Origin of the sequence: Sphingopyxis sp. J-6 (genome assembly GCF_046603995.1) — a bacterium.
Taxonomy (GTDB): domain Bacteria; phylum Pseudomonadota; class Alphaproteobacteria; order Sphingomonadales; family Sphingomonadaceae; genus Sphingopyxis.
Window position 1 is genome coordinate 2,832,191 of the sequence record NZ_CP145810.1, and the last position, 21,239, is coordinate 2,853,429.

The 21,239-nt window shown below is 66.4% G+C and carries 24 protein-coding genes and 1 pseudogene; 12 read left to right on the forward strand and 13 right to left on the reverse strand.

From position 1 onward, the window contains the following. The first annotated feature begins 65 nt into the window (after positions 1-65). Complete coding sequence (locus tag V6U71_RS13735; RefSeq protein WP_411338978.1) at positions 66-476, forward strand: response regulator; 411 nt, start codon at positions 66-68, stop codon at positions 474-476. A 67-nt stretch (positions 477-543) separates the two neighbouring features. On the opposite strand, the gene V6U71_RS13740 is transcribed toward V6U71_RS13735, so the two are convergent. The 5 genes from V6U71_RS13740 to V6U71_RS13760 all read right to left on the reverse strand — a co-directional run bounded on the left by V6U71_RS13740 (position 544) and on the right by V6U71_RS13760 (position 4,451). After that, positions 544-801, reverse strand: a complete 258-nt coding sequence (locus V6U71_RS13740) for a hypothetical protein (protein WP_187140791.1) — start codon at positions 799-801, stop codon at positions 544-546. 337 nt (positions 802-1,138) lie between these two features. Continuing rightward, positions 1,139-2,101, reverse strand: coding sequence for an NAD(P)/FAD-dependent oxidoreductase (locus tag V6U71_RS13745; RefSeq protein ID WP_411338979.1), 963 nt, complete (start codon positions 2,099-2,101; stop codon positions 1,139-1,141). Between the two features lie 26 nt (positions 2,102-2,127). Then, positions 2,128-2,823: an MgtC/SapB family protein gene (locus V6U71_RS13750; protein WP_411338980.1), complete on the reverse strand. Its 696-nt coding sequence runs from the start codon at positions 2,821-2,823 to the stop codon at positions 2,128-2,130. Continuing rightward, complete coding sequence (locus tag V6U71_RS13755; RefSeq protein ID WP_411338981.1) at positions 2,816-3,697, reverse strand: NAD(P)H-hydrate dehydratase; 882 nt, start codon at positions 3,695-3,697, stop codon at positions 2,816-2,818. The genes V6U71_RS13750 and V6U71_RS13755 overlap by 8 nt, the downstream gene beginning before the upstream one ends. Further along, a complete protein-coding gene (locus tag V6U71_RS13760) occupies positions 3,690-4,451 on the reverse strand; it encodes a histidine phosphatase family protein (protein WP_411338982.1) in 762 nt (253 codons plus the stop codon). The genes V6U71_RS13755 and V6U71_RS13760 overlap by 8 nt, the downstream gene beginning before the upstream one ends. Positions 4,452-4,707: 256 nt before the next feature. Here V6U71_RS13760 and V6U71_RS13765 point away from each other — a divergent pair, with 256 nt between their 5' ends. From V6U71_RS13765 to V6U71_RS13780, 4 genes are all read left to right on the forward strand, one after another. Further along, positions 4,708-5,454: an HAD-IIB family hydrolase gene (locus V6U71_RS13765; RefSeq protein ID WP_411338983.1), complete on the forward strand. Its 747-nt coding sequence runs from the start codon at positions 4,708-4,710 to the stop codon at positions 5,452-5,454. A gap of 308 nt (positions 5,455-5,762) precedes the next feature. Next, the gene (locus V6U71_RS13770) at positions 5,763-5,906 is read left to right on the forward strand and encodes a hypothetical protein (RefSeq protein WP_411338984.1); all 144 of its coding nucleotides are present in this window, start codon (positions 5,763-5,765) and stop codon (positions 5,904-5,906) included. 112 nt (positions 5,907-6,018) lie between these two features. Continuing rightward, positions 6,019-6,594: a DUF4142 domain-containing protein gene (locus V6U71_RS13775; RefSeq protein WP_411338985.1), complete on the forward strand. Its 576-nt coding sequence runs from the start codon at positions 6,019-6,021 to the stop codon at positions 6,592-6,594. Between the two features lie 141 nt (positions 6,595-6,735). Further along, positions 6,736-7,314, forward strand: a complete 579-nt coding sequence (locus tag V6U71_RS13780; protein ID WP_411338986.1) for a DUF1989 domain-containing protein — start codon at positions 6,736-6,738, stop codon at positions 7,312-7,314. Positions 7,315-7,372: 58 nt separating this feature from the next. Here V6U71_RS13780 and V6U71_RS13785 read toward each other — a convergent pair whose 3' ends face one another. The 8 genes and pseudogenes from V6U71_RS13785 to V6U71_RS13820 all read right to left on the reverse strand — a co-directional run bounded on the left by V6U71_RS13785 (position 7,373) and on the right by V6U71_RS13820 (position 13,139). Continuing rightward, complete coding sequence (locus V6U71_RS13785) at positions 7,373-7,708, reverse strand: hypothetical protein (protein ID WP_411338987.1); 336 nt, start codon at positions 7,706-7,708, stop codon at positions 7,373-7,375. A gap of 40 nt (positions 7,709-7,748) precedes the next feature. Further along, positions 7,749-8,531, reverse strand: a pseudogene (locus V6U71_RS13790) (SDR family NAD(P)-dependent oxidoreductase). Beyond that, positions 8,524-9,741, reverse strand: coding sequence for a zinc-dependent alcohol dehydrogenase (locus tag V6U71_RS13795; RefSeq protein WP_411338988.1), 1,218 nt, complete (start codon positions 9,739-9,741; stop codon positions 8,524-8,526). Before V6U71_RS13795 ends, V6U71_RS13790 begins: the two are co-directional and overlap by 8 nt. Positions 9,742-9,779: 38 nt before the next feature. Beyond that, entirely contained in the window at positions 9,780-10,454 is a 675-nt protein-coding gene (locus tag V6U71_RS13800; protein ID WP_411338989.1) for an SRPBCC family protein, read from the reverse strand. A gap of 228 nt (positions 10,455-10,682) precedes the next feature. Next, the gene (locus V6U71_RS13805; RefSeq protein ID WP_411338990.1) at positions 10,683-11,339 is read right to left on the reverse strand and encodes a DUF6766 family protein; all 657 of its coding nucleotides are present in this window, start codon (positions 11,337-11,339) and stop codon (positions 10,683-10,685) included. Beyond that, complete coding sequence (locus V6U71_RS13810; RefSeq protein WP_411338991.1) at positions 11,320-11,997, reverse strand: PRC-barrel domain-containing protein; 678 nt, start codon at positions 11,995-11,997, stop codon at positions 11,320-11,322. Before V6U71_RS13810 ends, V6U71_RS13805 begins: the two co-directional genes overlap by 20 nt. A gap of 198 nt (positions 11,998-12,195) precedes the next feature. After that, positions 12,196-12,393, reverse strand: coding sequence for a hypothetical protein (locus tag V6U71_RS13815; RefSeq protein WP_411338992.1), 198 nt, complete (start codon positions 12,391-12,393; stop codon positions 12,196-12,198). Continuing rightward, on the reverse strand, positions 12,390-13,139 hold the full coding sequence (locus V6U71_RS13820) for a Crp/Fnr family transcriptional regulator (protein WP_411338993.1): 750 nt from the start codon (positions 13,137-13,139) through the stop codon (positions 12,390-12,392). The genes V6U71_RS13815 and V6U71_RS13820 overlap by 4 nt, the downstream gene beginning before the upstream one ends. A 397-nt stretch (positions 13,140-13,536) precedes the next feature. Here V6U71_RS13820 and V6U71_RS13825 point away from each other — a divergent pair, with 397 nt between their 5' ends. The 7 genes from V6U71_RS13825 (at position 13,537) to V6U71_RS13855 (ending at position 21,148) form a co-directional block, all read left to right on the forward strand. Then, complete coding sequence (locus tag V6U71_RS13825; RefSeq protein ID WP_411342356.1) at positions 13,537-15,684, forward strand: catalase; 2,148 nt, start codon at positions 13,537-13,539, stop codon at positions 15,682-15,684. A 26-nt stretch (positions 15,685-15,710) separates the two neighbouring features. Next, positions 15,711-16,829 carry a glycosidase gene (locus V6U71_RS13830; RefSeq protein ID WP_077029059.1) on the forward strand — a complete coding sequence of 373 codons (1,119 nt, stop codon included), beginning with the start codon at positions 15,711-15,713 and terminating at the stop codon, positions 16,827-16,829. Next, positions 16,822-19,044: a hypothetical protein gene (locus V6U71_RS13835; protein WP_411338995.1), complete on the forward strand. Its 2,223-nt coding sequence runs from the start codon at positions 16,822-16,824 to the stop codon at positions 19,042-19,044. Before V6U71_RS13830 ends, V6U71_RS13835 begins: the two co-directional genes overlap by 8 nt. Before the next feature lie 130 nt (positions 19,045-19,174). Next, positions 19,175-19,462, forward strand: coding sequence for a hypothetical protein (locus tag V6U71_RS13840; RefSeq protein WP_411338996.1), 288 nt, complete (start codon positions 19,175-19,177; stop codon positions 19,460-19,462). 10 nt (positions 19,463-19,472) lie between these two features. Then, a complete protein-coding gene (locus V6U71_RS13845) occupies positions 19,473-19,796 on the forward strand; it encodes a hypothetical protein (protein ID WP_411338997.1) in 324 nt (107 codons plus the stop codon). Then, positions 19,793-20,548 carry an SDR family oxidoreductase gene (locus V6U71_RS13850; RefSeq protein WP_411338998.1) on the forward strand — a complete coding sequence of 252 codons (756 nt, stop codon included), beginning with the start codon at positions 19,793-19,795 and terminating at the stop codon, positions 20,546-20,548. Before V6U71_RS13845 ends, V6U71_RS13850 begins: the two co-directional genes overlap by 4 nt. A 21-nt stretch (positions 20,549-20,569) precedes the next feature. Further along, positions 20,570-21,148, forward strand: a complete 579-nt coding sequence (locus V6U71_RS13855; protein WP_411338999.1) for a hemerythrin domain-containing protein — start codon at positions 20,570-20,572, stop codon at positions 21,146-21,148. Positions 21,149-21,239: the final 91 nt, after the last annotated feature.

Consider the following 21,239-nt stretch of genomic DNA (forward strand, 5'->3'; position numbering starts at 1 on the left):
TCCGCCGAGACTGCCATGCGCCCAGCCGTGACGCCGAGCCACCTCTCAACTTCGATCCACTTCTCATGGCGAAAGACATCAGCGTGCCCAACCCGTCCCCCGCCCCGCCCTGCACGGCGATCGTCGCCGAAGACGAGTGGCTCGTCCGCATCGACATCGTCGAGGCGCTCGAGGCCGCCGGGTTCGCGGTTCGCGAGGTCGAAACCGCCGAGGACGCACTGCTCCTGATCGGCGAGGAGCGACCGCATATCCTTGTGACCGATATCCGGCTTGCCGGCGCTCTCGACGGATGGAGCCTCGCGGAAGCCTATCGCGCCGCTCATCCGGGCGGCGGCGTCGTCTATGCCTCGGCCAATGTGCCGCTTGCCGACCGCCAGGTCGAGGGCAGCTTCTTCTTCTCGAAGCCCGTGCTGATGAGCGCGCTCGTCGATGCATGCCGCGGCCTCTGCGCCGGGCAAGACGGCCGGCCCGCCTGAGGCGGGCAAGCGGCCGTCATCCACCTGTCACGCGTCCATCGCGCGCCCGTCACCTCCGCAGCGCGGGTCAGGCGGCGGCCGCCCCTGACTGAGCAGAGGGCCCCGCGGTGCCTTGGGATGGGGGGAGGCCGTGCAGCTTCCAGAGATTGGCTTCGGTCTTGCTCATGCGAACGAGAAGCTGCTCGCCGTCCCATAGTTCGACCTCGGCACTGCCGCGATCGTTGAGCGCGAACTGAAACGCCTGATAGGCGTCGGGCGCGCGAAATTCGACGCGGCGCGGCTCGCGCGCATCCTCGCCATGAAAAAGAAGATGAAAAAGGCGCATGACATGCTCCATTCCTGTTCCGGAGCAAGCGCGACCCTGCTCTCAGCACCGATCGGAAGGCCTCATGCAAAGGGCGGACTGCAAAATCAGGCAGCCGCAAGAGACGCCGACGAGGGTGGGACTCAGCCACTTCTGCATAGCAGATTTGGCACCCCAAGGCGCGAAAATCGTGATGATCGAGATCAATCCTGCACGCGGTGCGGCGGGCTGGGCCCCATCCGCCCGTCGCGTCGCCAGATCCATCGAGGCAGGTTTTGCCCAACAACCATGTGGGCCGAACGCGCCCGGCCGAGCAGCTTTCGTGCATCCGTCGAAGCGATAGCCTGCCCCGTGCCCTTCAGTGCTGGTCCACCATTACATGCCCTTCGACACGGCGCAGCCAGTTGTGAAGCCGCGTCGCAGCCGCCGCGCCATGGCCCGTCGCGGTGCTGATCTGGTCGAGCCCGGCGAGAACATCGCCGGCGCCGTAGACGCCGGGCATCAAGGGCTCGGCAAAGGCATCGGCGGGCAGGCAGCGATTGGCGTCGCCTTGGAGACCGAGCCCCGCCAGCAATTCGCTGCGCGGTTCGGATCCGAGCGCCGGATAGAGGGTATCGAAAAAAAGTGGCTCATCCGCACCCTCCAGCTGCACCGCGATACGTCTGCCCCGGTGCGCGAGGCGAAGCAGCTGCCGCTCCTCGATCCGCACGTCGCTTGCCAGAAGTTCGGCACGCTGCGCCGGCGTGAGCTCGACCTGCCACTTGGGGATGAGGGTCACATCGTCGGTATATTGCCTCAGGAACATCGCCTCGGCGGCGCCATGAAGGTCCGACCCGAGTACGGCGATCTTGCGCCCGCGATGCTCAAATCCGTCGCAGATCGGGCAGTAGCGCAGCGCCCCGCTGCGGACGGCGGCGTCATGGTCGCCGCTGGCAAGCACCGCCTCGTTGGTGATGACGCCGGTCGCGAGAATGAGCCCGCGCGACGACAGGCGTCTGCCGTCCTCGAGCTGCGCCGCGAAGGGGGCACCGCCGGCGCCTGCGGACAGACAGTCGACACGCGCCAATTCGATTTCGGCACCGTATCGCCCGGCCTGATCGGTGAGCCGCGCGACGAGATCGGCTCCCGATATTCCGTCGGGAAAGCCGGGCACGTTCCAGGCCATCGGCGCGCCAAGCGCGCGCGAGCGTCCGTCGTGGAGCACGAGGGTGCGGCGGCGATAGCGCGCAAGATATAGAGCGGCGGTGAGCCCTGCGGGTCCCGCGCCGATGACGAGCGCATCATAAGCGGGCTCGCCCGAAGGGTCGCGGCCAGCGGGCATGCCCGCTCCCGTTCCGGCTCCACCCTTCATCCCTGCTGCGGCCTGATGTCGAAGGCGGCTATGCGATCGTCCTCGCTGAGCGCCGCCGCCAGCGCATCGGCACATTCCTCGCCATAGCCTGCGGCGATCGCGGTAAAGCCGGGTGCGCCGCCGGCGCGGCGCTGTTCGACGGTGATCGCCTTGAAGCCATGTTCGCCGAGCAAGGCGATGACCTCGGCCGAGGCGATGATCGTTCCCGCCCGATAATCGAGCATGACATGCGCGATGCGTCGCTGCGGCGCGTGGCGCTCGGTCCAGGTGACGGCAGCGAGCACGAGGAAGGTCGCGACGCCGCCGAAGATGGCGAGTTCGTAGAAGCCCACACCGAACAGGATGCCGAGCGTAGCGGTCATCCAGAGCGACGCGGCGGTGGTGAGTCCGCGGACGTTGAGCCCCTCGCGAAAGATCACGCCGCCGCACAGGAAGCCGATGCCGGTGAGCACGCCATGCGCCATGCGCACGGGATCGATGCGCACGACCTCGGTCGGCGTGTCGGTCAGCCATTCCATCTGGTGGACGGCTGACAGCATGAGGAGGCAGCAGGAAAGCGCGACGAGGATATGGGTGCGCAGACCCGCCGGGCTCGCGCGATATTCGCGCTCGCCGCCGATAATCGCGCCGGCGATGACCGCGCCCGCGATCGGCAGCAGGAGATCGGGGTCGAGGAGATCGAGCTCAGACACCGCGCATCAGCCCCGGGACGAGCGGCAGCAGCTCGCGCGCAAGATAGCCGAGCGGCCCCATGGTTTCGCCGAGCCGCCGCCCCGCTTCGCCGTGCAGCCAGATGCCCCAGGCGGACGCCTGCAGGGGCGAGAGGCCTTGCGCGCCGAGCCCGGCGACGAGGCCCGCCAGCACGTCGCCCGAGCCGCTGACGGCAAGGCCGAGCCCGCCGCCCGCATAAGCCAGGCAGCTCCCCTCGGCGATGAGATGGCTCGTCGCGCCCTTGACCATCACCGCCGCGCCGAACCGGTCGGCGGCCTTGCCGAGCGACGCGAGCGGGTCGCTCGCGACCTCCTCCTTCGCCACATCGAGCATCGCGGCAAGTTCGCCTTCGTGCGGCGTGAGGATTGTGTGCGCGGCGCGCGCCCGGATCGCATCCGAATGCGCGGCCGCGGCGCGCAGCGCGACGGCGTCGAGGAGGAGGAAGATGTCCTCGGGCAGCGCCGGCAGCAGGGCTTCGAGCAAGGTCCGGACGATGTCGGCGTCGATCATCGCGGGGCCGAACACGATGGCATCGTGCAGCGCCACCTCGGCGAGCAGCAGTTCGGCCGCCTCGGGCGCAATCTCGCCCGCTTCGGTTTCGGGGAGCGCGACGACGGCGCAGGCCGGAAAGGCGATGCCGATCGGGATCGCGGCCGAGGCGATCGTCGCGATCGTCACCTTGCCCGCCCCGGCGCGGAACGCCGCCTCGGCGGTAAGCAGCATGCCGCCTGGCACCCGGCGGCAACCGCCGATCACGAGCACGCGGCCGCGGCCGTTCTTGTCGACATTGTCATGATGATCGGGAAGCGGATGCGCCTTCAGCCAGGCGGTGTCGAGCGGGGTTGCCTCAGCCACGCGCGGCCACCATCGCATCGGGTTCGCGGGTGACCGGGACTTCGCCCTCCATTGGCGCAGTCACATTGTAGCGCGACAGGACGAGGTTGCCGTCGCGGCCCATGTCAGCGTCGAAACGATATTCGGTGATCGCGCAATTGGCGACGTCGCCCTCGCTGTCGATTGCCAATATCTCGGCCTCCCCCAGATTTTCGATGATGGTGCGCAGGCAAAGGACGACGACCTGGTGCGCGACGATCATCACGCGCCGCCCGCCATAGTGGAGCGAGACCGTATCGAGCAGCGAGCCGAGGCGAAGGATCACGTCGCACCAGCTTTCTCCGCCCGGCGGGCGGTGATAGAATTTGCCGAGTGCCAGCCGGAATTCGGCCTGATCGGGATGCGCCGCCTCGATGCCGCGGCGCGTGAGGCCGTCGAGGATGCCGAACTCCTTCTCGCGGAGCCGCTCGTCGATGCAGATTTTCTCGTCGGCCGCGCAGCCTCCCGCGCTGCGGAAGATTTCCGCGGTCTGCACGGCCCTCACATAGGGCGAGGCGAGCATGATCTCGGGGCGGCCGTCTTCCTCGCCCGCCGCGAACCAGGCGCCGAGCGCCTGTGCCTGTTGCTCGCCCAGCGCGGAGAGGGGCACGTCGACATCGCGGTGGTCGAGCGCGATGCGCAGGTCACCCGCTGCGTCGGCGGCATCGCGCGCGACATTGCCCGCGCTCTGGCCGTGGCGAACCACCCAGAGCACCGAAGGCCAGCGCGGGGTCATCGAATGGCTTTCCTCGTCATCGAGACGCTAACGCCTCCAAAGCCGAACTCGTTGCCTTGGCGGTGCGGGGCGCCCGGCAAGCGGCCCGGAGCCGCCGCCGCGGCTCCGCCATGCCGGCGAGCGCTGCCTGCCATGCCGGTGCAGCTGCCCGCTCGAGCGAGGACCGGGGAGAAGCCGGCAGGAACCTAGTCCGGCGTCGGGCGATTGTGAGGCTTTGCCGGCTGCGCGCCGGCGACAGCGAACAGAGGAGACAATCATGAAGAAACTCGTCGCCTTCGATCTCGATGGAACCCTGGCGGAAAGCAAGCAGCCACTCGCCCCCGAGATGGGCGCGGCGATCGCGACGCTCCTGGGCGTTGCCGAGGTCGCGGTGATTTCGGGCGGCGACTGGCCGCAGTTCGACAAGCAGGTCGCGAGCCGGCTTCCGGCAGACGCCGATCGGGGCCGGCTCTGGCTGATGCCGACGACGGGCACGAAGCTTTTCGTCCACCGCGGCAGCGGCTGGACGCCGCTTTATGCCGAGCTGTTCAGCGACGAGGAAAAGGCGCGCATCCTCGCCGCCTTCGACGCGTCGCTCGAGGCGACGGGGTTCGTTCCCGAGGAAGTCTGGGGCGATCGCATCGAGGACCGCGGCAGCCAGATCACTTTCTCGGCGCTCGGCCAGCAGGCGCCGATCGCCGCCAAGGAGGTCTGGGATCCCGACTTCGCGAAGCGGCGGATCATCCAGGCGGATCTCGGCGAGCGGCTCCCGGGCCTGTCGATCAACATGGGCGGCGCGACCTCGATCGACGTCACGCGCGAGGGCGTCGACAAGGGCTATGGCCTCAAGAAGCTGAGCGCCGAGAGCGGAATCGCGCTCGGCGACATGATCTTCATCGGCGACGCGATCTTTCCGGGCGGCAACGACTATCCGGCGAAGTTGCTAGGACTCGACACGGTGCGCGTGCGCGACCCCAGGGAAACGATCGCGGTGATCGAGGCGATCGTCGCCTGCCTCGGTTGAAGGTGCGTCAGGCGACCGCGAGCCGCGCCGCGCGCCGGCCCTTTTTTGGCCGCACCGGCGCCGCGCCGCTGCCCTCCCGCACGCATGATGAGTCCGGCGAAGCGCCGAACGCACCTGCCCGCCTCGCCCCGCCGCACCGCGACCGCGCCGTCGCGAAAGGCGGCCGGAACACGCACGGCGCCCCGGGCCGTTGCGGCACGCCAAAAGCGTATAACTTCGATCAACCCAGCTCCTCTTTCACGCAACAAGCCGGACAGGCGCGGGGTTTCCGTATTGGCCCGCCTCGGGCCGCATGGAAAGGATGCGTCATGGCACAGAATGACAAGAAAGACGGCAAGCAGCAGGGCAGCTCGTCCGGCAAGGGCAGCCAGCAGCAGCAGGGCGGCGGCAAGAGCCAGTCGGGAGCCGACAAGCAGTCGGGCAGCAAGGACCAGGGCAAACAGCGCAGCTGACCTCCGCCCCCGCTTTCCGGGTGAAAGACCGGGCCGCGCGCACTGCGGCCCGGTCTTGCATGCGGAAAAGCCGCGAGGCCGAGGCGCAGAAGATGATTTGAGGAGAGACGAGATGAAGACATGGATTGGAGCCGCGGCGATCGCCGCGATCGTCGCGGGATGCGGCGGACCCGATACGCGCGACGAGGAGCAAGCCGCCGCGTCTGCTGACACTGCCGTCGTGGCACCCAAGCCAGGTCCGGCGGCCGCAACGCCGGCGCAAGCAGTCAGCACGGCCGATTATGTCGCGCAGGCGGGCGCCGGCGACCTCTGGGAGATCGAATCGTCGAAAGCCCTGCTCGCCAAATCGAAAGATGCAAAGGTCAGGGCCTTCGCCGAGATGATGATCGACAATCACGGAAAATCGACCGCGAAAGTGAAGGCGGCCGCCGCGAGCGCCGGGGTCCAGGCGCCGGCACCTACACTTGCTCCCGACCAGGAGAAGATGCTGGCGGACATCAAGGCCGCCGATGCCGCGGGTATCGACAAAATCTATCTCGACTACCAGAAGACCGCGCATGGTGCGGCACTGGCGCTGCACCAAGGCTATGCTGCCTCGGGCGAGGCGGTCCCACTCAAGCAGGCGGCAGCAGAGATTGTGCCGGTGGTGGAAGCGCACCGAGCCGAACTCGGCAAGCTGGCCCCCTGACAGATACTCGGAACCGGCCTTTCAAAGCCGCCGCGCGATTAGCGCGGCGGCTTTCGCTTGCCGCATTTCGTCCTCCTCCCGGCAACCGCTTCATGACATCTTAATCCATTCCCGCCGCACCTTCTCAGTTCAGGAGCACTCATGACAGACCGGATCGCGCCCCGCAGCGGCGTCGCCTTCACGCTTCCCAAGGACAAGATTCTCTGCGTGACCGACCCCGATGGCGGCCAAGTCGGCGACCTTCTTGCGTTTCGTGCGGCGGATCCCCGCGAAGCGATCTCGAACGGGCGAACGTTCGACTATGAAGAGACGATCCGGCTGACGACCGGCAACCGCTTGTGGTCGAACCGGTCAAACGCATTGCTCGAGATTGTCGAGGACAGCTGCGGGGTGCATGATTTTCTGCTGACGCCGTGCAGCGAGGCGACCTTTCGCCATTTCTACACCGATAAGCCCGTTCATCGCGGCTGCTTCGGCAATCTGGCCGAAGCGCTCGAGCCATATGGGATTGCTGCCGACGCCATTCCCGTCGCGTTCAACCTGTTCATGAATGTGCCGGTCGGCAGCGACGGCAAGATCCGCGTCCTTCCGCCGACGACGAAGGCCGGTGACTTCATCCGGCTTCGCGCGCTCGACGACCTGATCGTCGGGCTCACCGCCTGCTCGGCCTACGACAGCTGCGGCGGCAGCTTCAAGCCGATCGACTACCGGATCGAGTGAACCGGCGGGTACAGCGCTGCCACAGCGATTGCGCCGCGCCGCCCGGCCGCCGCGAGGGCTAACGGCTCCCGCCAACTGGCGCGTCCGCCCCCTTGCCGGGCGGGGGCGTATCGGGTTCGGCGGCGCGCCCGCCGCCGCCTTGCGGGTCGCTGTCATAATCCTCGGCATTTCCTTTGCCGCCGGCACCCGCCCCGCTTCCGCTGACAGGACCGCTGCCGGTGCTGCGCCGATGGCCGCGGTTGGCGGCGCCCGATACGTCGCCGGCCTCGCGCTCCCCGGCGGGATAGCGGTCGGGCGTGGTCGTTCCGACATTCTCCCGGCGTTCCACGGGCTCTTGCGGCAGCGACCCGTCGCCGGCGGAGCCCCCATCCCTGCTGTCATTGCGATTGTTCATGATCGTCTCCTCTTCACCAAATGATGCCGGATCGGCCAGATCAGCCTTGCGTCCCCGACCCCGGCTCGGCCAGCTTCCGGTGCATCTCGGCTGTCGCCGCTTCGCTGAGAACGCCCGATGCGAGGACCTGCGCCTTGTTCTTGAGCCCGTGAACGACCGCATGCTGTCCTGCGAGAAGCGCGTCCCATCCGGTTTTCGCCACATCGGCGGGATCGTCCTTTTCCGATTGCCCGACCTACGTGTCGAGCATGCCGGCCCGCTCGAAAAAGCGCGTCTCGGTCGCGCCCGGTTTGAGACAGGTGATGGTGACGCCGCTGTCCTTCAATTCGTTGCCGATCGCCGCGGCGAAACTGTCGACGAAGGCCTTGGTACCGTTATACACCGCCTGGAAAGAGCCGGCGAGATGACCGGCGATCGAGCCGGTGATCAGCACCTTGCCTTCGCCGCGCGCGACCATCGCCTTCAGGACCGGCTGGAGCAGCAACAGCGTGCCGGTGATATTGGTGTCGATGACGTGACGCCACTCGTCGACGGGCTGGTCGAGAAAACCGTGTCCGAGGCCGTGGCCCGCGTTGGCGACGAGAATGTCGATCGGCCTGCCGCCCGCAGCGGCGAGAAGACGTTCGACCCCGGCAGCGGTCGCGAGGTCGGCTTCGACCGCCTCGACCTCGACGCCCTTGGCAAGGAGGCCCGCGGCAGCATCGACGAGCGGCTCGTCGGCCGCGACGATGAGGTCATAACCATCCTTCGCGGCGAGTATGGCGATCTCTCGGCCGATACCGCTCGAGGCGCCGGTGACGATAGCGAGTTTGCGATCAGGCATGTTCCATCTCCTGCCGGACCGAGACGGCCCCTTTTGCGAGGCCGGGCTTGAGCACGATCTTCGTGTAGAGGTCCTGCTCGTCGTGCCAGTGCCGGTACATGTCGGCGGCGTCCTCGAGCGATGCGTGATGCGAGATGAGCGAGACGGTATCGAACTTGCCGGCCTGGATCATCTCCAGCAGATCGCCCGAATAGCGCTGGACATGCGTCTGTCCGCTCTTGACGGTGAGGCCCTTCTCCATGAGCTGACCGAGCGGGAATTTGTCGGCGAAACCGCCGTAAACTCCCGGGATCGACAGGCGGCCACCCTTGCGGCACGCAAGGATCGCCTGGCGCAAGGCGTGGATGCGCTCGGTGGACGAGAGCAGCTTGACCTTCACCTGGTCGAGGATGTTGTCGACCGTGAACCCGTGGCTCTCCATGCCGACGCAGTCGATGCAGGCGTCAGGCCCGATGCCGCCAGTCATTTCGGCGAGCGCCTCGCGGACATCGACCTTCGTATAGTCGAGGATCTCTGCACCATATTTCTTCGCGAGCGCGAGGCGCGTCGGAAAATGATCGATCGCGATCACGCGCCCCGCGCCGAGCAGCAGCGCCGACTGGATCGTGAACAGGCCGACGGGGCCGCAGCCCCAGACCGCGACGGTGTCGCCGGGCTCGATGTCGGCGTTGACCGCCGCCTGCCAGCCCGTCGGCAAGATGTCCGACAGGAAGAGCACGTCGTCGTCGGCAAGATCGTCGGGAATGACGACCGGCCCGACATCCGAATAGGGAATGCGGACATATTCGGCCTGCCCGCCGGCATAGCCGCCGGTGAGATGCGCATAGCCGAACGCCCCGCCCATCGCATGACCCATCATCAGCTCGGATGCATCGCGCGTCTCGGACGGGTTGCTGTTATCGCAGGCGCTATATTGCTGCTTCGCGCAGAAGAAGCATTGGCCGCAGCTGATCGTGAAAGGCACGACGACGCGCTGTCCCCGCTGCAACGTCGAGGAGGCGCCGGTCTCGACCACTTCGCCCATGAATTCGTGCCCGACGATATCGCCCGCGCGCATGCCGGGAATATAGCCGTCGTATAGATGAAGGTCCGAGCCGCAGATCGCGGTCGAAGTCACGCGAATGATCGCATCGCGCGGGTTGACGATTTCGGGATCGGGAACGGTTTCGACACTGATCTTGTGGCGTCCCTGCCAGGTAACGGCGCGCATGGCATTCCCCTTGATGTGATTGTGCTACGGTTCGGCGTTCAGATGTGCGGCTCGGCAGGGCTCTCGGCGCCTCGCGCGGAGGGCGAGGCATTGCTCGTCACTTCGCCGGTTTCCATGAGCTGCTTGAAACGGTGAAGGTCGCGCCGCGCCTGCACTTCGGGCTCGCGCTGGAGGAGCTTGGCGGCAAAGCGCCCGACCTTTCCGGCGGGCGGGTCATAGGCGAGGATCAAGCTTACGTAGGTGCCTCGCCCCGCCGGCGCGTCGGTGAAGCGCACCTCGCCACTGTTCGCGATGTCGGAGGCCGGAGTACTTTGCCAATAGATCGATGTGTCCTCGACGCGCTCGGTGATGCGGTTGACCAGTGTCACCTCGCGCCCGGCGGGCGCCTTGATCGTCCACTGCGAGACATCGTCGCCGAGGTCGTCGACCGCGACCACATTCTCCATGAACTCGGGAAAGCGTTCGGGCATCCATGCCGCGTAGAGCTCGGCGCGGGGGCGATTGATCAGCACCGACTTGCCGAACAACGCGCGGAAGGAGGTTTTGTCGAGCGTCCAATGCGGCGCGTCGGTCGCGATTGTTTCTTCTAGCCCTCGGCTCTCGCGGTGCCGACGGCGCTGCCAGAGCGCCGCGCCGGTTGCGAGCACGGCGATGCCCGCGCCAGCGGCGGCGAGAATCAGCGGATCGGGAAGGTCATTCTTGAATCTGGACATGGATCATCTCCCGCCCGGGCAGAGGCCGGGCGTCATCTGGGGAGCGTCGGCGGGGCCGGCGCCGGTCGGGGGAAGCGGCCCCGACTTCGGGGCGATGAACGACTGACGCCCGTCCGCTGCGATCGTTCCGCGGTTCGAGGATTAAATCGGCGCTCCGAGCGCCCAGCGAGACAGGCACCGGGGCGGCGGAGCAGTAACACGCACGCCGGTTCGCTCGGCCATTCGCCGTCACGATCCCGTCTCCGCGTGCGGAGCGGCGACAGGCTTTGATTCGGGCGACTCTTTCTGACGAAGGAAGATCGACAAGAGCACCAGAACGGCGGTCGACAGAAATTCGCTTTGCCAGTTCTGGAAGGATTCGAACCAGAGGCCGGGGTCGCCGAGATAGGCGAAGGTGGAAAGGGCGATTTCGCCATGCTCGCGCGCGTCCTCGGCGGCCGCGCGCGCGCTCTGCGTCCAGTGGAGGATGAAGGAGGCAAGAAACAGCATCGCGAGCACCAGCCCCAGCGAGCGGGCATAAAGAGCGCGCGCGAGACGCCCCTTGCGCAGCACCGCAGGTGCACCGGGCTTGCGCGCCTGCGCGGCAAGATCGGCGTCGCGCAGCGGCGCGTCGGGACCCCGCGATTCCGACGAGCCACGCTGAACGAGCATCGCCGTCAGCACGACATAGGCCGACATCTGGAGAAACTCGCTCTCCCAGTTTTCGAACACCGAGGACAGGAATTGCGGACTGCCGCCATAGGCCCAGAGCGAGAGACCGGGCTGATGGTGCCGCGCAGTGTCCGCGAGCGCGACGTGCCACCCCATTACCCAATGGCCGACGATCGACGCTGCGAACAGCAGCAGCAGCACGATGGTGAGACCATTATCCTTGAGCCGCGTCATGGGCCCCTTCCTTTCCGGCGCCCCGCGGCCCCTCGCCCGCCGCCGCCGCTGCGGGGGCGAGCGACGCTCCCACGGCCACCTGTCCGCGTGGGGGCCGCGCAGGCCAGGCGGCGCCGTCGAGCGTCTCGCGCATCTCATATTCCGCAGCGCTCATCAGCAGCACGAGCCCGTCGGCATGACAGTCGAGCATCGTCGCCGGCACTGCGCGGAGCGTCTCGTCGATGCCGCCGAGCCCGCCGCTCGCGACGACGACATAAGAGAGGCAGCCGCTTTCGCATTCGATCATCGCATCGACGGCCTGACCGATCTTCTCGCCGCGGATGTCGCTCACCGGAAGACCGCCTAACGCGCTGGCGGCGAAGAGCGCCGGCGAGGCGGCGAGCCGGCTTCGTTTCGCGGCACGCCGCGCGCCATCCTCATATTCGCGCTGGCGGCCGAGCCAGCGCCATATGCCGACGAGATTGACCAGCGTCAGAAACAGGTTGGTCGCAAGAAGATTGGTCTGGCCCGATGTGAACCCGACGACCGACCAGGCGAGCGAGCCCAAAGTGAACACGACGAAGCCCGAGCCGGTCACGCGCGCGCCGAGATTGGCTGCCGTCATCATCGCCGCGATCATCGTCGCGGCAGGTGCGATCAGTCCGGCGGCCTCTTCCACGTGCGGCTTCTCCTCGGTCGGCGGCACCCGCTGGCGCCGCTCCCGGGCAGAACCCGCCGCCGTATCACCGCGTTCCCCCGGACGGCGGCGATGCAACATCGATCAATGCGTTTATCGGCGCCGCGCGCTGTACGTCGGCTCCTTGGCGCCAAATCGGCGACGGCCGTCGCCCCCGTACGGGCGCGATCAGGCGATCCTTCAAGACCGCCTAGCCGCGAGTTGTTCCTCCGCGCGCCTCGCCGCCTCGATGAGGCTTTCGCCGGTACTGCGCGCCGCCGCTGCGGTCATCGTCAACGCGACACCGTCGGGGCCATCGAGCAGAACAACGCCATCTTCGGCGGTGGCGATCCCCGCTTCCGTCTCGGGCGGCGGGGGCGAAGATAAATCATCGGTCATCGGCGGGGCCTCTGGTCTGGGGACGGCGGAGATTCGGGGTCGTCGATATAAAGATAGGCGGGATCGAACTGGCCACGCCGCGCCAGCTTCGCGGCATCGAGAATCTCGACCTTGCCGTTGCGGAAAGTGCAAAGCCCTTCCTCGCGAAGATGGCGTACGACACGGTTCACATGCACGGTCGTCAGGCCGCAGATTTCGGCGACATCGGCCTGCGTCAGCCCGAGCGTGAACTGGCGCCCGTCACTCAGCCCCGCCGACTGGAGACGCACATTGGTTTCGCAGAAGAAATGCGCGACGCGCCCGATGGCGTCGAGGCGGCCAAGCCGGAAGAGCCAGGCGCGGTGGATCGCGGCGTCGAGCAAGGTCGCAAACCACAGCTTGCGCGTCAGCTCGGGCATTTCCTCGGTGATCGCGTCGAGCTCGACATGCGGGACGATCGCGATCGTCGCCGAGGTCATCGTACCGACATCATGGTCGAGGTGTTTCAGCGGGTAGGCGTGGAGGTCGACGAAGTCGCCGGGCAGGTGAATCGCGACAAGCTGGCGGAGACCGTTCCGGTCGTCGAGGTACCGCGACATGATGCCCTCGACGAGGAGCGTGCTCTGGTCGAGCCGCTCGCCGGCGCGCGCGATGATCTTGCGGGCATCGACCGTCATTGTCGTGCTGATGGCGGCCTCGAGACGCGCGCGCTCGCCAGCCTCGAGGCTTACCCCGCGACGGTCTCTCAAGAAGCGATCGGTTAACATCACTGACGTTCCCTGTTTCGTCCGAAATGCATGAGCGGGCCTGCTCGACTGCGAAAATTCCGAAAGCCCGGCAACCCCTCACAAGGGAAGCGGAATCGTCATGATCGAGGTTAATCGCATGCCCGGTGCAGCAACTTTCAAAGCGCAAACTCGTTCCATCGCCGGGTCCGGAGGGCGTGCTTGAACGCCCGCGGACCGCGTTCCGCCCAACTGCTGCGCCCCTTCAGACAAAGCGAGATCCGACATGGCCAAATCCCCCACCGCCCCCTCTTCCACCCGCGCGGACGCCGCGAAGGCGAAGCCGCGCCGTGGGCAGAGCGCCGCTGCGATCGCGGGCAAGGACATGGGCGGGGAATCGGTTCGCAAAGCGCCGGTCTTTCCGGCCGATGCGCCGATCATGCAGAGCTATGGCGAGGATCCTGGCACCGGCGGCGAGACGCATCAGGCGGCCGCCGGCCATGCGCCGCTCACCACCCAGCATGGCGTGCCGGTCGCCGACGACCAGAACAGCCTCAAGCAGGGCGCGCGCGGCCCGACGCTGCTCGAGGATTTCCATTTCCGCGAGAAAATCTTTCACTTCGACCATGAGCGCATCCCCGAGCGCGTCGTTCATGCACGCGGCTATGGCGCGCACGGCTATTTCGAGCTCACCGACAGCCTCGCCGACGTCAGCCGCGCCGACATCTTCCAGCGCGTCGGCGAGCGCACACCCGCCTTCGTGCGCTTCTCGACCGTCGCGGGTTCGAAAGGCTCGTTCGACCTCGCGCGCGACGTGCGCGGTTTCGCGGTGAAGCTCTACACCAAGGAAGGCAATTGGGATCTTGTCGGCAACAATATCCCGGTCTTCTTCATCCAGGATGCGATGAAATTCCCCGACCTCGTCCATTCGGTGAAGCCCGAGCCCGACCGAGCCTTCCCGCAGGCGCAATCGGCACACGACAATTTCTGGGATTTCGTGAGCCTGATGCCCGAGAGCTTCCACATGATCATGTGGGTGATGTCTGACCGCGCGATTCCCCGCTCGTTCCGCACGATGGAAGGCTTCGGCGTCCACACCTTCCGCCTCGTCAACGCCAAGGGCAAGTCCACCTTCGTCAAATTCCACTGGAAGCCTAAGCAGGGCCTCCAGTCGGTGGTGTGGAACGAGGCGGTCAAGATCAACGGCGCCGACCCCGATTTCCATCGCCGCGACCTCTGGGATGCAATCAACAGCGGCGATTTTCCCGAATGGGAACTCGGCGTTCAGCTTTTCGACGACGCCTTTGCGGACAAGTTCGAATTCGACGTCCTCGATGCGACCAAGCTCATCCCCGAGGAGCAGGTGCCGATCCGCACCGTCGGCCGCCTCGTTCTCGACCGCGTCGTCGACAATTTCTTCGCCGAAACCGAGCAGGTCGCCTTTTGCACGCAGAACATCGTCCCCGGCATCGATTTCTCGAACGATCCGCTGCTCCAGGGCCGCAATTTCTCCTATCTCGACACGCAGATCAAAAGGCTCGGAGGCCCGAACTTCACCCATATCCCGATCAATGCGCCCAAATGCCCGATGGCGCATTTCCAGCAGGATGGTCATATGGCGATGCGAAACCCCGTCGGCCGCGCCAATTACGAGCCGAACAGCTGGGGACCGACGGACGGCGGCCCGCGCGAGGATCCCGCGCGCGGCTTTGCGAGCTTCCCCGAAGAGGCCGAAGGCGCCAAGCGCCGCATCCGCCCAGAGAGCTTCGCCGACCACTATAGCCAGGCGCGGCAATTCTTCGTGAGCCAGACCCTGATCGAGCAGAAGCATATCGGCGACGCGCTTGTCTTCGAGCTGTCGAAGGTCGAACGCCCCGACATTCGCGCCCGCACCGTATCGCATCTCCTCCATATCGACCGCGGCCTCGCAGCTACGGTGGCCGATGGTCTGGGGCTGCCGCTTCCGGCACCCGCCAAGGCCGCAACAAAGCCGCTCGCCGACCTTCCCCCTTCCCGGCCGCTCAGTATCCTGCTCAACGGCCCGGCGAGCTTCGCCGGACGCAAGCTCGGAATCCTCGCGACCGACGGCGCGGATGCGCGGCTCTTCAAGGCGCTCACCAAGGCGGTCGACGCCGCCGGCGCTGTCTGGGAACTCGTTGCACCGAAGATCGGCGGGATCACACTCTCGGACGGCACGAGCGTCGCGGGCCGGCACAAGATCGACGGCGGGCCGTCGGTGCTGTTCGACGCGGTCGCGCTTCTCCCGAGCGACGATGGGGCCGCGCTGCTCGCAGGCGATGCGGCGGCCAAGGACTTCGTCAGCGACGCCTTCGCGCATTGCAAATTTATCGGGCATGGCGCCGAAGCGGCGCCGCTCTTCGCGGCCGCCGGCCTCGCCGACAAGCTCGACGAGGCCTGCATCGCGCTGGCCAAACCCGGCGATGTCACCGCCTTTCTCGATGCCTGCGCCGCGCTTCGGCACTGGCCGCGCGAGGGAGATGTCGATCTCGACGCGGTGGGCGGCGGAAAGAAGGAAAGCGCCGGCACATCGGCATCGCCCAAACCGGCTTCCAAGCCGGCACGCTGACCGGGTTGGGCGAAGGAGCAAGACCCATGCAATTCGCGACCGATCGGCTGGTCTTCGGCCCCGACGATGTCGATCTGTCGCGCTCGCCGCTCGCGGGTCAGCTCGGCCGCGAGACCTATGTGCTCGGGGCCTTCAACCCGGGCCTGCTGCGCCTCGCCTCGGGCAATCTCCTGATGATGGTGCGCGTCGCCGAGGCGCTCCGGGTCCCGATCGAGGATGGTCATGTTCATTCGATCCGGTGGGAGGCTGGGCGCTACAAGGTCGATAGCTGGCCGCTCGAGCTTTGCGATACGTCGGATCCCAGAAAGTTCATGGTGCACGGCGGTAGCTGGCGGGTCATGGCACTAACCTCGCTTTCGTGGCTGCTTCCCGTCGAGCTCTCGCCCGACGGGCTCGAGATCGTTGCCGTCCATTACGACAAGGCTGTCGATCCGGGCGCGGATTTTCAATGCTATGGCGTCGAGGACGCGCGCATCAGCCGGGTCGGAAGGCGCTGGTTGATGACCACCTGTTCGGTGAGCCCGGAGCGCCATTCGACGACGCTCTACAGTTCGGCGAACGGCCTCGACTGGGTCTTCGAGGGGATTGTTCTCGATCATCAGAACAAGGACATGCTGATCTTCGAGGGCCTGATCGACGGCCGCTACTGGGCGCAGACGCGGCCGCTGGGCGATCTCTATTTCGCCTATCCGCCGGGGTCGAAGTGGCGCGCGGGCCCCTCGATCAACCTCGCGACCTCGCCCGATGCGCTGCACTGGAAGCCTCATGAGGCCCCCGGCATCCGTCCGCATGCCGACACGGTGGCGACCGCGCGCATCGGCGGCGGCACCCCGCCGATCCGTACCGACGCGGGATGGCTCACGCTCTGGCATGGGGTCGAGCCGAAAGAGATCGTCGGCATTTACCGCACCTACTGGTCGCTCCTCGATCTCGACGATCCCTCGGTCGTCCTCCGCACCGATCACCGGCCGCTCCTCGAGGCGAACCCCGAGCTTACGCGTCCGCTCGAAGACAAGCTCTATATACGCGATGTCGTCTTCACGACGGGCATCGCCGATGGCGGCGATCATTATATCGTCGCGTCGGGGGAAGCCGATCTTGCCTGTCGGATCACCCATGTCCCCAAGGCCTGTTTCGATGACTGACCAGCGCGTGGAGACGCGCCGCGACACGCCGCTGACGCCCGATCTCGTTCGCGTTCGCGGCGAGCTCGCGGTCGCTACTCCGATCGTCTCGCAGAGGATCGACGACCTCTCCGTCGAACTTGCTGCGGGCGGCGAAGCGCTCTGGCTGTTCGTCCGGCGCGCCGACAGCGGCGGCGTCGCCCTGCGCGCGGCCTCGTGGCCCGGCGCAGCGAAGGTCCGCCGCGTCAAGCGCGCGGGCGGCGAGCTCGCCCGCGTGCATGTCGAAAGTGCGATCGGCGCGCATGAGGTCGCGCTCGAGGCGCGACCCGGGCCGCTCCCCTGCCTCCGTCTTGTCTCGACACTCCGCCCCTCGGCGCCGCTGCTACTTCCGCCCGGAGCGCGCGATCTCTTTCCGTTCGACGCCCAGGACGATCCGATGGGGGCCCGCGGCACCGTCGAGGCGGTGCAACGCGGTCTCAACGCCGGGCTCCTCTATGGCGAACTTACCGACCCCGCCTTCGGTACCTTTTTCTATTTTCAGGATTTCACCGCGCTCAATCCCTACTTCCAGGCGACTGGCACCAATCCGGATGCCGCGGTGGGAGGCATCTGGCCGGGGCTGGGCTTCCGCCTTCCCGGCCAGACACTCCACACTGCCGACGAAGCCGCGCCGCTGGCGCCCGGGATCACTTATACGCTGAGCGATGCGAGGCTCGTCGTCCGCGACGGCTCTCCGGCAGACGAGCGCGACAGCGCACGGCGATTTCTCCAGATGCTGGGCGCCGTCTATCGCTCGCTGTCCCTGCCGCCGACCGAATATCGCGACTGGCGGCAGCGGGCCGCGCGGACGGCGCGGCATCTCGGCGCCGCGCCGGAGGCGACCGTGCGCCATTATGGTCATCGGTACGTGCACCCCTATACGGATGCCGAATATCCGGACGCCATGGTCCAGATGTCGATCGTGCAGGCGCTGCACGACTGGGGGAAATGGCGCGGAGAGGTTCATCCTCTCGAGGAAGAGTTCAAGGCCGGCCTCGGCAAATTCTACGACCGGAAGCTCGAGACGCTGCGCCGCTATCTGCCCAATGTCGGTGACGACAAGGATGCCGACGCCGTCGACAGCTGGTATCTCTACCACCCGCTGCTGAACCTCGGAAAACTCGCACTCGATGGCGACGCGAAGGCGCGGCGGCTGTTTCTGAAATCGCTTCCTTATGCGATCCGCGCAGCGCGGCATTTCGCTTACAAATGGCCGATCCAGTACAAGATCACCGATTTCTCGGTCATCACCGAGACCGCCGGAGCCGACGGGCGCGGCCAGACCGATGTCGGCGGCATCTATGCCTGGGTGATGCTCGAGGCTTTCGAGCTCACCGACGAGAAGCTTTATCTCGACGAGGCATGCGCCGCGATCGACACCGCGGTCGGTCTGGGTTTCGACATCAATTATCAAGCCAACCTCACCGCCTGGGGGGCTGCCGCCTGCATGCGCTTGTGGCGGGTCACCGGCCGCGACGTCTACCGCGAGCAGAGCTATGTCTATCTCGCGAGCTTCTTTCATCACACCGAGATCTGGGAAAGCGAGATCGGCCTCGCCGTCCATCACCGCAACTTTCTGGGCGCCACCTGTCTGCAGGACGCACCTTATATGGCGATCTACGAATGTTTCGACAGCTTCGCCGCTTTCGAACATTATCTTGCCGACAGCGGACTCGACCTCGAGCCGGCGGCGCGCATGCTGATTTCGGAATATTGCCGCTATGCGCTCGATCGGGCCTGGTTTTATTATCCCGACGCGCTGCCCGCCGAGGCCGTCTCGGACGAACAGCGCCCCGGTAACGGACGCATCGACCGCGCCCTCTCCTTCCCCGTCGAGGATCTTTATGCCGACGGTCAGCCCGCGGGCCAGGTGGGGCAGGAAGTCTATGGCGCCGGGGCCGCATTCATCTTCGCGACCCGCGCCTTTCACCGCGTCGACGGCGCGCCGTTCGACCTTTATTGCGATCATTTCGTCCGTGCCCTCGAGCGCATGGCGCCAGCGCGGCTCTCGCTTCGCCTCGACGGCGGCGAAGGCTGCACGGCCCGGCTCAGCTTCGTCCGGAAGAGCCGGGGCGAGCTTCCCGCGATACGCGTCGCCGCGGCGGACGGCGATGCGATCCGGCCCGACGGGAACAGCGGCGACCGCCTCGATTTCCTCGTTCCGGCGAATGGCAGCCTCCTTCTCAGCTGGAACTGAGGCGTCCGCCCCGCACGGCCGGTACAAACAGCGCAACATTTGTTAATCGGTGCGGCGCCGCGGCAACTTTGAGCCCGCCCCCCCGTTGCCCTTTCAGCCTCCCGGATTTTCTCTCAAGCTGGAGACAGACATGGCACACGCAATGACGGCGCCCCGCCGTTCGTCGGGGTTCGGAAAAATTCTCGGTATCGGTGTCCTCGGGGCGCTGTTCTGGTTCACGCGCAAGCAGGCGCCGGCCGCCCCAAAGGACGATAGTCATTCGGCCGCATTCGCCGATGGCGAGACGCATCCCGAAAATTTCGATCAGACCCGCTCGGCGGGACCGGACGGCATGCGCGACGAGGGCCGGCGCGAGTGGGACCGCGTCGACCAGGCCGCCGACGAATCCTTCCCTAGCAGCGATCCGCCGGCTTACTGAGGGGCTGACGATGAACGCTCCCGTCACCGGCCAAGTCGCGGCAGTAACATCGAACGGCCCGGCGCCCGCACGCAAGCCGACACTCATGCTGCACTATGAGGAGGATCATATCGGCCTCGAGAAGCGCCTCCTCTTCGAGGCGGCGAGCCCCGCAAGCGCGCTCGATATCGCCGCCGGCGAAGCGGCAGGCCGCTCCGCACGGCTGTTCGTCGACGGCGCGCCGCTCTGCAGCCTGCTCAAGGCCGACGATGACAATCCCTACTGGGTCGTCGCCGCGCCGACAGCGCGAACGAGAGCCGATCCCGTCTCCGCGACCTTCGAGGAAAAGCCATGATCGATGAAGCCGACGCGCACACCGAGGCCCCCGACATCAAGGGCCGGCGGGCGATCATAACCGGGGGCACGACCGGGATCGGCCGCGCGATCGCAGTCCTCTTGGCAAGTTACGGCGTCAAAGTGTTCATCTGCGGCCGTACCCCCGAACATCTGGACGATGCGCTGCAGCGCATCCGCGAAGTGGGCGAAGGCGACGGGATCAATGTGGATCTTTCAATGGCGGAAGATGTCGACCGGTTTTTCGAGGCAGCGCGAGACTTTCTCGGCGAAATCGACATCGCGGTGATCAACGCCGCCGTCCCGGCGGCGGCGCTTGCAGACGCAGGCGAGAGTGAGGCGCGCTACCAGCTCGAGACCGACTTCACCGCCTATCTCGTCTGCGCCCAGGAAGCGGCGCGCTGCATGTCGGCGGGCAGCGACATCATTATGATCGGATCGATGACCGCGGTGTCGCGCGGTCCGGGCAGCTCGATCTACGTCGCGGCGAAAAGCGGCATACAGGGCTTCGTCCAGTCGTTCCGCAAGGAGCTGGCGGAGCAGGATATCAAGGTCGGACTGATCGAGCCCGGGTTTACCGGTGCCGACTTCCAATATCCCGAATTCCCGCCCGAGAAGCAGAAGGACCTGATCGGCAAGCATCAGATGCTTCGCGCCGAGGACATCGCGGTCGCGGCCCACTTCATGCTCGTTCAGCCGCGACGCACGGCGGTATCGCTCATCCGCGTCGAGACCCGCCTCGATCATCCCTGACCTTTCCGAAGGAGCCTTCCCATGTCCCTCAACATTTTCGCCAACGCGCGCCAGCCGCTGGGCAACCCGGTATTCCTGCTCGGTGCGGCCGCGGCGGGATTTGCCGTCGGTCTCGTCGCCAATCTCGGCCGCAAGGCCGCGGTTCAGAGCCTCACCGCGCTCAAGGGACAGTGGGACGAGGGCCTCAAGGCCGAACACCGGTTGACGATGACGCTGTTCGATGCACTCGAGGCGACTGACGAAAGCGACGTTAAAAAGCGAAAGGCGCTGCTCGTCCAGCTCCAGCACCCGCTCGCCAAACATGCGGTCGAAGAGGAGAATGTCGTCTATCCGGCGATGCGCGACCATGGCCAGATCGAGGACGCCGACAAGCTCGTTCACGACCATGGCTATGTGAAGCAATATCTTTTCGACCTCTTGGAAATGGACGCCGCTGACCCCGCCTGGATCGCCAAGGTCCGCGCATTTCGCAGCCAGATCGAGGCGCATGTCGAGGAAGAGGAACAGCGCCTTTTCCCCCGCCTCAGGGCGGCGCTCGGCGACGACGGCAACAAACATGTGACCGCAGTGATGAACAAGGCTGGATTTGCCGCCGCCTGAGCGCCATAGGCGGGCATGAGGCCCGCCCGATCGGCATGTGTCGTGGTGCAGTGACGAAGGGGCGGTGGCCGGATCGAAACCCTAGGCAGAC

Coding starts and splice junctions, on each gene's coding strand:
- V6U71_RS13735 (WP_411338978.1), top strand. CDS start 66: ATGGCGAAAGACATCAGCGTGCCCAACCCGTCCCCCGCCCCGCCCTGC.
- V6U71_RS13740 (WP_187140791.1), bottom strand. CDS start 801: ATGCGCCTTTTTCATCTTCTTTTTCATGGCGAGGATGCGCGCGAGCCG.
- V6U71_RS13745 (WP_411338979.1), bottom strand. CDS start 2,101: ATGCCCGCTGGCCGCGACCCTTCGGGCGAGCCCGCTTATGATGCGCTC.
- V6U71_RS13760 (WP_411338982.1), bottom strand. CDS start 4,451: ATGACCCCGCGCTGGCCTTCGGTGCTCTGGGTGGTTCGCCACGGCCAG.
- V6U71_RS13765 (WP_411338983.1), top strand. CDS start 4,708: ATGAAGAAACTCGTCGCCTTCGATCTCGATGGAACCCTGGCGGAAAGC.
- V6U71_RS13770 (WP_411338984.1), top strand. CDS start 5,763: ATGGCACAGAATGACAAGAAAGACGGCAAGCAGCAGGGCAGCTCGTCC.
- V6U71_RS13775 (WP_411338985.1), top strand. CDS start 6,019: ATGAAGACATGGATTGGAGCCGCGGCGATCGCCGCGATCGTCGCGGGA.
- V6U71_RS13780 (WP_411338986.1), top strand. CDS start 6,736: ATGACAGACCGGATCGCGCCCCGCAGCGGCGTCGCCTTCACGCTTCCC.
- V6U71_RS13785 (WP_411338987.1), bottom strand. CDS start 7,708: ATGAACAATCGCAATGACAGCAGGGATGGGGGCTCCGCCGGCGACGGG.
- V6U71_RS13795 (WP_411338988.1), bottom strand. CDS start 9,741: ATGCGCGCCGTTACCTGGCAGGGACGCCACAAGATCAGTGTCGAAACC.
- V6U71_RS13800 (WP_411338989.1), bottom strand. CDS start 10,454: ATGTCCAGATTCAAGAATGACCTTCCCGATCCGCTGATTCTCGCCGCC.
- V6U71_RS13805 (WP_411338990.1), bottom strand. CDS start 11,339: ATGACGCGGCTCAAGGATAATGGTCTCACCATCGTGCTGCTGCTGCTG.
- V6U71_RS13815 (WP_411338992.1), bottom strand. CDS start 12,393: ATGACCGATGATTTATCTTCGCCCCCGCCGCCCGAGACGGAAGCGGGG.
- V6U71_RS13820 (WP_411338993.1), bottom strand. CDS start 13,139: ATGTTAACCGATCGCTTCTTGAGAGACCGTCGCGGGGTAAGCCTCGAG.
- V6U71_RS13825 (WP_411342356.1), top strand. CDS start 13,537: ATGCAGAGCTATGGCGAGGATCCTGGCACCGGCGGCGAGACGCATCAG.
- V6U71_RS13830 (WP_077029059.1), top strand. CDS start 15,711: ATGCAATTCGCGACCGATCGGCTGGTCTTCGGCCCCGACGATGTCGAT.
- V6U71_RS13835 (WP_411338995.1), top strand. CDS start 16,822: ATGACTGACCAGCGCGTGGAGACGCGCCGCGACACGCCGCTGACGCCC.
- V6U71_RS13840 (WP_411338996.1), top strand. CDS start 19,175: ATGGCACACGCAATGACGGCGCCCCGCCGTTCGTCGGGGTTCGGAAAA.
- V6U71_RS13845 (WP_411338997.1), top strand. CDS start 19,473: ATGAACGCTCCCGTCACCGGCCAAGTCGCGGCAGTAACATCGAACGGC.
- V6U71_RS13850 (WP_411338998.1), top strand. CDS start 19,793: ATGATCGATGAAGCCGACGCGCACACCGAGGCCCCCGACATCAAGGGC.
- V6U71_RS13855 (WP_411338999.1), top strand. CDS start 20,570: ATGTCCCTCAACATTTTCGCCAACGCGCGCCAGCCGCTGGGCAACCCG.